The sequence below is a fragment of the Streptococcus infantis genome, assembly GCF_000963255.1.
In the GTDB taxonomy this organism is placed as follows: domain Bacteria; phylum Bacillota; class Bacilli; order Lactobacillales; family Streptococcaceae; genus Streptococcus; species Streptococcus nidrosiense.
Window position 1 is genome coordinate 91,109 of record NZ_JYOV01000009.1, and the last position, 11,122, is coordinate 102,230.

Genomic DNA, 11,122 nt, shown 5'->3' on the forward strand with positions numbered 1-11,122 from the left:
GAAATCGATAGACAAAGTCTCGATTTCGTAGTCCCAGCCCGCGGGTATGATTAGAACTTTTTGGAGTTTAAAAGACGAACAAAAAGTTCAATCAGCTACCGCGTCAAAGTTTGATTGCTAATAAAAAGTGAGGTCGGGATCTTTTGTCCCAACCTCACTTTTTATTAGAGTCGATTTCTAAAGACTTCGTACATGAGAATGGCAGCAGCAACACTGGCATTGAGGCTCTGTACGTGACCATTCATAGGAATGGTGATCATCTCGTCTACTTGTTTCTTGATGTTGCTTGAGATACCTTTGCCTTCATTTCCGATGATGAGGGCGACTTTACCACTTGTATTCCATTTGTGGCAAGGAGTTCCGTTCATATCAGTACCAAATGTCCAGAAGCCTTCATCCTTGAGTTTGTCCAAGGTTTGGCTGAGATTGGTAACGCGGGCAATGGGAACGTGTTCAATCGCACCTGTTGCTGTTTTTGCTACGACAGGAGTAACACCGACAGCTCGATGTTTGGGAATGATGACACCTGAAACATTAGTTGCATCCGCTGTTCTCAAGATAGAACCGAGATTATGTGGGTCCGTTAAACCATCAAGGATTAGTAGTAGTGGGTTTTCTTCCTGGCGTGTTTTAGCAAGAATTTGCTCAAGTTCAGTATAGGCAAATTCAGAAACGCGCAAGACAAAACCTTGGTGAACAGCTCCTTCAGTCATCTCAGAAAGTGATTTTTTAGAAGTCCAAGAAATGGATACTTTCTTTTCAGTAGCCAATTCCTTAACTTTTTCTACATTCTTTCCTCGTAAATCTTCCTGAAGATAGAGTTTGTTTCCAGTATTTGCTAAAAGAGCTTCTGTGACGGCATGAACGCCATAGACAATATCGTTTATTTTCATATCTTCATTATAACACAAAATCCCGTCTTGCAACGGGATTTTCTTTATTCAAGAATGAGCAAACCATCTTTAACTTCAAATGGATCTTTTTCATTGATACGATCGTAGAACATAATGCCATTTAAGTGGTCAATTTCATGTTGAACTACAATAGAATTATAGCCTTTTAGTTTGATGCGGTGCTTTTCTCCATCTTTATCAAAATAGTCAACAGTTACTCGAGCATGGCGGATAACATAACCTGGAACAGCACGGTCAACAGACAAGCAACCTTCTCCTTCACCTAGAGCAGCATCTTGAACTGAGTGTGAGACGATTTTAGGATTGTACATAACAGCTTGTAAGTCATAGGCTTCTTGAGGAGTTTCACCTTCCTCGGTGATATTTGGTACCAGTACGGCGATGATGCGTTTTGAGATATCCAGCTGTGGTGCAGCAAGCCCAACACCTCCACGTAGCCCTAATTTTTCAGCCATAACAGGATCTTGCGAGTGTTTCAAAAATTGCATCATTTTTTCTCCAAGAATGATATCTTGGTCGCTCAAGGGGAAAGAGACCTCCTCGGCAACGGCACGAAGAGTAGGGTTCCCTTCGCGGATAATATCTTTCATATCGATTAAATGAGCAGCTTTGGTAATTCGTTCTATAGCAGACATATTCTTTCCTTTCCTTCCATTACAATTACATGATAACACAAAACAGACGAGAAAGAAAGTCACAGAAGCTGTTAAAAAATTATAGAATAAAAGGAAATACCTATTTGTCTGTGGTATAATAGAATGAGAAATATGACTTTAAAATTATGGGAGAAAAGTTATGGAACAACGTAGTAGTAGAAGAAAAAGTGGTCTCGTTTTACAAGCTATTAGACATTCTGTTCGTTTTTTCAGGAACTATAAGCAGTGGAATAATCGCACTTTTATTGTGGTCTTGTTAGCTTCGGTAGTTATCTCGATGCTGCTTACTTTATTAGTGGAAGGAGCTCGAGGGATTTCTTTAAGCAGTAGTGATCCAAGTTCCACACACCAACAGTCAAGTTCTCAGGCAAAGAATGCAGAGACGGAACAAGAAACAAGTGCTCGGATCATGGCCAATGGTGATTTGCTCTATCATGATATTATCTACATTTCAGCCAAAAAATCAGATGGCACCTATGATTTTCATGATAATTTTGAGTATGTAAAACCTTGGCTGAAGCAAGCAGACTTAGTTCTTGGTGATTTTGAAGGAACTGTAAATAAAGACCATTATCTTGCAGGCTATCCCTTGTTTAATGCACCTGGTGAAGTTATGGATGCTATAAAAGATGCGGGCTATCAAGTGCTAGACTTGGCTCATAATCATATCTTGGATTCTCAGATTGAGGGAGTGGTTTCAACTGCAGATGCTATTGAAAAGGCAGGAATGACTCCGGTCGGGGTCTATACCCATGAATCACGAGATAAGGCGCCTTTACTTATCAAGGAAGTTAATGGTATTAAAGTTGCTATTTTAGCTTATTCCTATGGTTTTAATGGTATTGAACAAAGCATTTCTCAAGAGGATTATAATCGTTATCTTTCAGACTTAGACGAAGATAAAATGAAGGCTGAAATTGAACGAGCAGAGAAGGAGGCGGATATTACAATTATCATGCCTCAGATGGGAGTTGAGTATCAAATTGAGCCGACTGAGGAGCAAAAGAAACTTTACCATAAAATGATTGATTGGGGAGCTGATATTATCTTTGGTGGTCACCCTCACGTTGTTGAACCAGCTGAAACGGTTGAAAAAGACGGTGATAAAAAGCTTATCATCTACTCTATGGGGAATTTTATCTCAAATCAACGGATTGAAACCATGCAGGATGTTGAAAATGCCAAGTGGACGGAACGTGGAGTCCTCATGGATGTGACTATTAAGAAGAAATCCGGAAAAACGACTATTGAGACGGCCCAAGCCCATCCAAGCTGGGTGAGTCGTACTCCAAAGGGAGGCTATTCTCCAGAAGGCTACCCACTCTATCTTTACCAAACCTATATCTTGGAAGATTTTATAGAGGGCGGGAAATACCGTAGTCAGTTAGACGAGGACACAAAGCAAAGGATTGATACAGCATATAAAGAAATGAACGAGCATGTAGGTTTGAAGTGGTAGTGACTTGGACCACAAGGAGACACAATGGAAATTAAGATAATAGCGACGGATATGGACGGTACTTTGTTGGATCCTCAAGGACGACTGGACCTACCTCGACTAGAGAAAATTTTAGATCAGCTAGATCAACGAGATGTTCGTTTTGTCATTGCAACTGGAAATGAAGTTCATCGAATGCGACAATTACTGGGACATCTAGCAGATAGAGTAGTTCTCGTGGTTGCTAATGGCGCTCGTATATTCGAAAATGATCAATTGATTCAAGCTCAGACTTGGGACGATGCTATGGTTGATAGGGCTTTGGGCCATTTTAAAGGCAGAGAGTGTCAGGATCAGTTTGTCGTAACTGCTATGAATGGTGGTTTTGTCAAGGAAGGAACTGTTTTTACAGAACTTGATAAATTTATGACTTCGGAGATGATAGAGAAATTTTATCAACGAATGCACTTTGTTGATGAATTTGATTCCAGTCTCTTTGGAGGTGTCCTTAAGATGAGTATGGTTGTTGGTGAAGAACGTTCAAATTCTGTTTTACAGGAAATCAATGACTTGTTTGATGGTCATGTTCGAGCTGTTTCGAGTGGCTACGGCTGTATTGATATCTTACAAGATGGGATTCATAAGGCATGGGGCTTAAAAGAATTACTCAAACGTTGGGACTTGAAACCTGAACAAATTATGGCCTTTGGTGATAGTGAAAATGACATTGAAATGTTAGAGTTGGCAGGTATTTCATATGCCATGGAAAATGCAGAGGAGACTGTCAAAGAAGTAGCCACCAAAATAGCGCCAGCTAACAGTCAGGCAGGTGTTTACCAAGTTTTAGAAAACTGGCTAGAAGAAGGAGAATAACTTGGCAGTACAATTATTAGAGAACTGGCTCTTAAAAGAGCAAGAGAAAATTCAAACCAAGTATCGTGAACTTAATCAAATTTCGGTAATTGAACCAGATATCATTTTTATCGGGGATTCCATTATTGAATATTATCCCTTGCAAGAATTATTGGAAACGTCAAAAACCATTGTGAATCGAGGGATTCGAGGCTACCAGACGGGACTTTTACGAGAAAATCTTGATGCTCATCTCTATGGCGATGCGGTGGATCAAATTGTACTTTTGATTGGGACAAATGACATTGGAAAAGATGTTCCAATGAATGAAGCGCTAAACAATCTTGAGAGCGTGATTCAAACCATTTCTCGCGACTATCCATTGTCACAGATAAAGCTAGTTTCCATTTTACCGGTCAATGAGAGTACGGACTTCAAGCAGACTGTTTATATTCGTACTAATGAGAAAATCAAGGCCTGGAACCAAGCCTATCAAGATCTTGCCTCTGCCTATATGCAGGTTGACTTTGTGCCTGTTTTCGAGAACCTACTCGATCAGGAAGGACAACTCAAGGAAGACTACACAACGGATGGTCTTCACCTCAGTGTTTCAGGTTATCAAGCTTTATCAAATATTTTAAGAAAATATATATTTTAGGATCAGTCTTTATCAGATATCTATCTTGTAATCAGTAATTTTACAAAAATAAAATTTACTCTAAACATTTGAATTGAATAAAAAAATATTTAATTTAAATGTTTAGAGCTTTTTATATAGAAAACATCATTGGATGAAGGTGATATGTAGATATAAAAGTTGTAATAATACGATTGGATAAAAAAAACGACATCAACAAACATTTATTTAAGTTGAATTAATTGTCGTAAAAATGAATAATAATTACAAAAAGAGAATGATGTTAATTCTGTTTTTCTTGATTTAAAAGGCTACGATATGGTATACTGTTAGCGTTACTGGTAATGTGGGGAAGACCATTTTCTTTTCTGTAAAAAGTCAATAAACTTACATATTATTAGTTAAAATGTTAAAAAAGGAGAGCTTATCACATGATAAGAAGAGAGCAACAACGATTTTCTTTAAGAAAATACAAAGTTGGTGTCACATCAGTTTTCTTAGGAACAACCCTTAGCTTCATGATGGCTAACGGTAGTGCTGTAAATGCTGCTGAGATTGTAGCAAAGCAAAATGCTGAGAATACTGAACTAGTCGGCAATAAGGACGACAAGGAAAAGTTGAAAGAGCCATCAACGGATGTGGTAACTTCAGCTAATTCCGAAACTTCAGAAGTTAAGCCAGAAACATCAATACCTGAAGTTAAGTCTGAAGAAGTAAAATCAGAAGAAACAAAAGCTGAAAAAGCTGAGGAAAAAACATCTGTTATTCCTGAGGCAAAACCAGAATCTTCTAAACCAGTAGCAGAAACTGCTTCAAAAGAAGAAGTTGTAACAACTAAGCCTAAGGCAGAAGAAAAGACTGAATCTAAATCAGAGGACAAATCAGAGCCTAAATCAGAACTTTCAGCTGTAGCTGAAGCAACTAGCCTTGATACAACTGCTAGTGCAGCAAATGTTGAAGCAAAACCACTAGTAGATACAGAAACACTTGCTTTGGCAGCTGAGAACACTGTCAATGCGGGCGCTTTGGCTACAAATGGTGGTCGTCGCCGTAACCGTCGTGCTGCAACTGACCATAATACAGAAGCAATAGCAACATCAGCTACACTTAAGGACGGTGAAGTAGCGGATCCAGATATGTCAGATCCTGCTGGTGCAACTGTTAAATCACAGAATGTGCCTGCTGGTTATGAAAGAAAAGCTGGAGATTACTATACATTTAGTATCTTAGACCTTACAAAATTCAATGAACGCTACAATACTAACTACTACGTTCGTATCTATAAGAACTTTAGTGACTCAACTGATTCTGTTGCGGAATTGATTGATAAGACAACTGGTGCAGTAGTTGAAACGAAGACTATCACTGCTACTAGTGGTGTTCAACAATTTACGACAACTGCAACCAAGTCAAATTCTGAGTTGACCTTCCAAATTGATTACCAAGCAGGTAAGGGGACAGCTGGTGATAAAACTGACGAGCCTTTTTTGCAAGTCGGCTATAAAGTTGGGGATAGTATTACATCTTTAGTAGCACCGGGACACACACTTACTCCTGATGAACAAGCGCGATATACTGCCGTTTATAATGCTCGTACTTCTACAGACGTGATGAACGTCGTAGAACCTGCTTACAATGGACGTACGATTACTGACAGTAACTTCAAACTTCCAAAGGTAGTGGCTAAAACGACTTACTATAAGGTTGTAGACAAGTCAAACTCTACCTACAAGGCTAACAAAACAGATACAACAGTTCAAGACTATGTAGCAAACGGAAATGAAGTTGAACTAGCTAAGTACACCTTGACTGCTACAGAAGGTCAAAATTTCACTGCTTCTGGTGAACGTAAATTTGCTGGTTACAAGCTTTACCAAAAAGCGGATACAGATAGCATGACTGGTTACGCTTCTCGCCCTTACACAGTTGGTAGCAAATTTATGGATGCTGACCGCTATGGCATTAAGCGTATCAAAGAAATTGTTGGAGAAGATGGTACAGTTGTTATTCGTGTTTATCTCCTTGATCCAAGACAACAGAGCAAACGTTCTGATGGTACATTAGAAACCGATGGTTATATGCTTCTTGCAGAAACCAAACCGATCAAACCAGGAAATGCTAACACTGAAGACTTGGTTGTTAAGAAAACCCCTCTTAATACAATTGCTTTCACGGATAAAGATGGGGTATACTATCCAAATGGTAAAGAAATTGAGTTTGGCTTCCAAACAGCTGCCGGGTATACACCTAAGAAAACAGTATTTGTACCATTCTTGGGAGACAACATTGGTTACGCTATTTCAAACGAACAATTAGTAAAAGGAATATTTAGTAGTGGTATTAACGTTGACTTGTTGAATAGTCTAACACCTTATAAATCAACAGTTTACTACTATGAAAAAGTAGAACCAGTAACTTATACACCTGAAGTAAGTAAAGTTCTTGAAGGACGTACTTTGAACGATGGTGACTTTAACTTTACTCTTAAACAAGAAGGTGGTACACACCAAGAAACTGTTGCAAACAAAAATGGTAAGGCAACCTTTAGTGAACTAACTTTCGAAAAACCAGGTACTTATACTTATAAGATTACAGAAGTTGCTGGTTCAGATACGAATGTTGACTATGATGGTATGGAGGTTACTCTCACAGTTACCGTTACACAAAATGCTCAAGATAAACTTGAAGTTCAGGCAGTTTATACATCAACAGGTGGTCATGCTGAAGGTGAAAATGACAAGGTATTCAACAACTATGTTGTAGCTCCAGTTAAAACTAAGTTTGACTTCAGTAAGAAATTGGATGGCCGTAAGTTGAAAGATGGCGAATTTACATTTGCCTTGAAAGATTCAACTGGTAAAACAATCCAAACGAAAACAAATAATGCAGCTGGTGTTATCTCATTTGACGATTTGACCTTTGACAACACTCAAGTTGGTACACACAAGTATACTGTTGAAGAAGTTATCCCAACAAATAAAGTGTCAGGTTTACCAACTAAAGAAGAAGGTATGACTTATGACACTATGAAGGCTGAAGTGACAATCACTGTTACTAAGGAAGGTCATGTTCTTAAAGCAACAAACACACTTCCTGCAGATACAGAGTTCAACAATACCTTCACACCATCTCCTGTTAAAGTAAACCTTGAGTTTGATAAATCACTCTCAAATGGTAACTTGAATGCAGGTGACTTTAGCTTCACTTTGACTGGTGATAACAATGTTAATGAAACTGTAACAAATAAAGCTAATGGTAAGATTAACTTTAGCGAATTGTCATTTGACCAAGCAGGAGTCTACAACTACACAGTTAAAGAAGTTAAAGGCAATAAAGCTGATGTAGACTACGATGCAATGACTATCGCAGTTAAAGTAACAGTTACAAAAGATGAGAATACAGGTCTCCTAGTAGCTAATACTGAAATGACTTCAACAGGTGGCGAAGCGACTGGTACTGATGATAAAGTCTTTAACAACCACGTTGTGGCGCCTGTAACTGCTCAATTTGACTTCAGCAAAGCTCTTGCAGGCCGTAAACTCAAGGCTGGTGAATTTAGCTTTGTATTGAAAGACAAAGATGGCACTGTTATCCAAACAAAACAAAACGATGCCGCTGGTAATGTTAAATTTGACGCCTTGACATTTACGAATGCTCAAGTCGGTGATCATAACTACACTGTAGAAGAAGTTATTCCAGAAACAAAAGAAGCTGGCATGACTTACGATACCATGAAGGCAAACGTGACAGTTACTGTTACAAAATCAGGTCACGCTCTTACTGCTGTAGCAGCACTTCCAGCAGATAAAGAATTTAACAATACCTTCACACCAACTGCAACACAAGCACAATTCAAGTTTACTAAGAAACTTGAAGGTAAAGAGCTTACGAAGGATGCCTTCACATTTGAATTAGTTGAAAATGGCAAAGTCATCCAAACTAAGAAAAATGCGGCTGATGGAACTATCCAGTTTGACGCGATTTCTTATGATAAAGAAGGTACTCATACCTATACTGTACGTGAAGTAGCTGGAACTGACACAAACATTGACTATGATTCAATGAATGCAGAAGTAACCGTAACAGTTACGAAAGATGCTGCATCTGGCCTCTTGAATGCAGCAGTTACAATGCCGGATGATACTGAGTTCAATAACTACCATGTAGCTCCAGTTGTTGCAAGATTTGACTTTACTAAGAAATTAGCAGGTCGTGAACTTAAAGACGGCGAATTTAGCTTTGTTCTTAAAGATTCAACTGGTCAAACTCTTGAAACAGTAACAAATAAAGCTGACGGAACAGTAACATTTACTGAATTATCATTTGATAATACTAAAGTTGGAACTCATACCTATACAGTAGAAGAAGTTATCCCATCTACTAAAGAGCTTGGTATGACTTATGATACTATGAAAGCAACAGTCACAGTTGAAGTTGCTAAGAATGGTCATACCTTGACTACTGTAACAAACGTAACGTCAACTGGCGGTGTCAATGCTGATGGAACTTCAACAGAAGGAACTGATGATAAAGAATTCAACAACAAGATCACTCCTCCTGAAACACCTGAATTCCAACCTGAAAAATTTGTTCTTAACAAAGAGAAATTTGACATTACAGGATCAAAACTTGTAGATGATGACGATGAGTTGACTGATGAGTACACTGCTACAAATGCAAACCCATATGCAGATGGAACTTCAAACAACGAAGCAGAAAACATCAATACTAAGACGGTTGAACGTGGTGATAAATTAGTTTACCAAGTATGGTTGGATACTAAGAACTTCACTGACAAAAACAACATCCAATCTGTTGGTATCTCTGATACCTATGATTCAGAAAAATTAACTGTAAATGCTGCTGATATTAAAGCATATGACAGTGAAACTGGTGATGACGTAACTGACAAGTTTGACATTAAGGTTGAAAATGGTGTCATTACAGCAACATCTAAGACTTCTGTAAACAAATCACTAGGTGATGTTGATAATACACAAGTTATTGATACAACTAAATTTGCATTTGGTCGCTACTATAAATTTGATATCCCAGCAACTGTTAAAGATGACGTTGCCGGTGGAGTGGATATTGAAAATAAAGCCAACCAAATCGTTCATGTTTATAACCCAGTAAGCAAATCTGTTGAAAAACCAGAAAAACCAACTCAAAAACGTGTAAACTCTGTACCAATCACTGCAGAATTCAACTTCACAAAACGTTTGGAAGGTCGTGAGCTTAAAGCTGGCGAATTTACATTCGAGTTGAAAGACAGCGACAATATTGTGATTGCGACTGCAACCAACGATGCAGATGGTAAGATTAAATTCTCTCCGGTAGAGTACACAAATAAAGCTGGTGAAAAAGTCACTGCCCTTAAATACAAGAAGGGTCAAGAAGGTACTTACACATACTTTGTAACAGAGGTGAAAGGTACAGACGCAACTGTCACTTACGATACTATGAAGGCAGAAGTAACTGTAACAGTATCTCATGACGGTACAGCTAAAGCATTGGTTGCTAACGTAACTGAACCAGCTGATAAAGAATTTAACAACGTCGTAACTCCTCCAGAAGAACCTAAGTTCCAACCAGAGAAATACGTTGTTTCTGAAGAGAAATTCGATATCACAGGCGACAAGCTCGTTGATGATGATAAAGAGTTGGCAGACAAGTACGCAGATACAAATGCCAACCCATACGCAGATAAAACTGATAACAACGAAGCTCAAAACTTGAACACCAAGACTGTGAAACGTGGCGACAAGTTGGTTTACCAAGTATGGTTGGATACAACTAAATTTGACGCAGCTAACAAGGACAACATCCAATCAGTAGGAATCTCAGATGACTACGATGAAGCTAAATTGGAACTTGATTCTACTAAGATCAAAGCTTACGATTCAGTAACAGGTGCAGAAGTAACAGATAAATTCGACATCACTGTGAACAACGGTGTGATCACTGCAACTCTTAAAGCTGGCTTCACTAAGTCACTTGGAGACGCAGAAGATACTCAAATCATCGATACAACTAAGTTCGCATTCGGACGTTACTACAAGTTCGACATCCCAACAACAGTGAAAGCTGATGTACCTGGTGGTGTAGATATTGAAAATACTGCGACTCAAGTAGTCAACTACTACAACCCAACTACTAAGAAAGTTGAAAAACCAGAAAAACCAACTGAAAAACGTGTCAACAACGTTCCAGTTGAAGTGGAATTCAACTTCACTAAACGCTTGGAAGGCCGTGAGCTTAAAGCTAACGAATTCAGCTTCGTTCTTAAAGATTCAGAAGGTAAGACTCTTGAAACTGTAAGCAACGATGCGGCTGGTAACGTTAAGTTCAAAGCTCTTGAATTCAAGAAAGGTCAAGAAGGCGTACACAACTACACAGTAGAAGAAGTTAAAGGAACAGACGCAACCGTTACATACGACACCATGAAAGCGAATGTAACAGTTACAGTGAAACACGATGGAACAGCTAAAGTTCTTATCGCGACTGTAGGCGACATTGCGGATAAAGAATTTAACAACGTCGTAACTCCTCCAGAAGAACCTAAGTTCCAACCAGAGAAATACGTTGTTTCTGAAGAGAAATTCGATATCACAGGCGACAAGCT

The 11,122-nt window shown here is 38.7% G+C and carries 6 protein-coding genes; 4 read left to right on the forward strand and 2 right to left on the reverse strand.

All coding sequences use genetic code 11. The annotated features are described in order from the left end of the window. Positions 1-164 precede the first annotated feature (164 nt). Positions 165-893 carry a 23S rRNA (guanosine(2251)-2'-O)-methyltransferase RlmB gene (rlmB, locus tag TZ96_RS03600; protein ID WP_045762928.1) on the reverse strand — a complete coding sequence of 243 codons (729 nt, stop codon included), beginning with the start codon at positions 891-893 and terminating at the stop codon, positions 165-167. A 44-nt stretch (positions 894-937) separates the two neighbouring features. Then, on the reverse strand, positions 938-1,549 hold the full coding sequence (gene def / locus TZ96_RS03605) for a peptide deformylase (protein ID WP_001272935.1): 612 nt from the start codon (positions 1,547-1,549) through the stop codon (positions 938-940). 160 nt (positions 1,550-1,709) lie between these two features. On the opposite strand from def, the gene TZ96_RS10125 reads away from it, so the two are divergent. The 4 genes from TZ96_RS10125 to TZ96_RS03630 form a co-directional block, all read left to right on the forward strand. Beyond that, positions 1,710-3,029, forward strand: a complete 1,320-nt coding sequence (locus tag TZ96_RS10125) for a CapA family protein (protein WP_075230461.1) — start codon at positions 1,710-1,712, stop codon at positions 3,027-3,029. Positions 3,030-3,053: 24 nt separating this feature from the next. Further along, entirely contained in the window at positions 3,054-3,881 is an 828-nt protein-coding gene (locus TZ96_RS03620; protein WP_045762919.1) for a Cof-type HAD-IIB family hydrolase, read from the forward strand. A 1-nt stretch (position 3,882) separates the two neighbouring features. Then, on the forward strand, positions 3,883-4,518 hold the full coding sequence (locus TZ96_RS03625) for an SGNH/GDSL hydrolase family protein (protein WP_045762920.1): 636 nt from the start codon (positions 3,883-3,885) through the stop codon (positions 4,516-4,518). 410 nt (positions 4,519-4,928) lie between these two features. After that, positions 4,929-11,122, forward strand: a 6,194-nt coding sequence (locus TZ96_RS03630) for a Spy0128 family protein (RefSeq protein ID WP_045762921.1), incomplete at its 3' end; no start/stop codon positions are given.

Excerpts from the sequence above, each read along its gene's own strand:
- rlmB (WP_045762928.1), bottom strand. The coding sequence starts at position 893 with ATGAAAATAAACGATATTGTCTATGGCGTTCATGCCGTCACAGAAGCT.
- TZ96_RS03620 (WP_045762919.1), top strand. The coding sequence starts at position 3,054 with ATGGAAATTAAGATAATAGCGACGGATATGGACGGTACTTTGTTGGAT.
- def (WP_001272935.1), bottom strand. The coding sequence starts at position 1,549 with ATGTCTGCTATAGAACGAATTACCAAAGCTGCTCATTTAATCGATATG.
- TZ96_RS10125 (WP_075230461.1), top strand. The coding sequence starts at position 1,710 with ATGGAACAACGTAGTAGTAGAAGAAAAAGTGGTCTCGTTTTACAAGCT.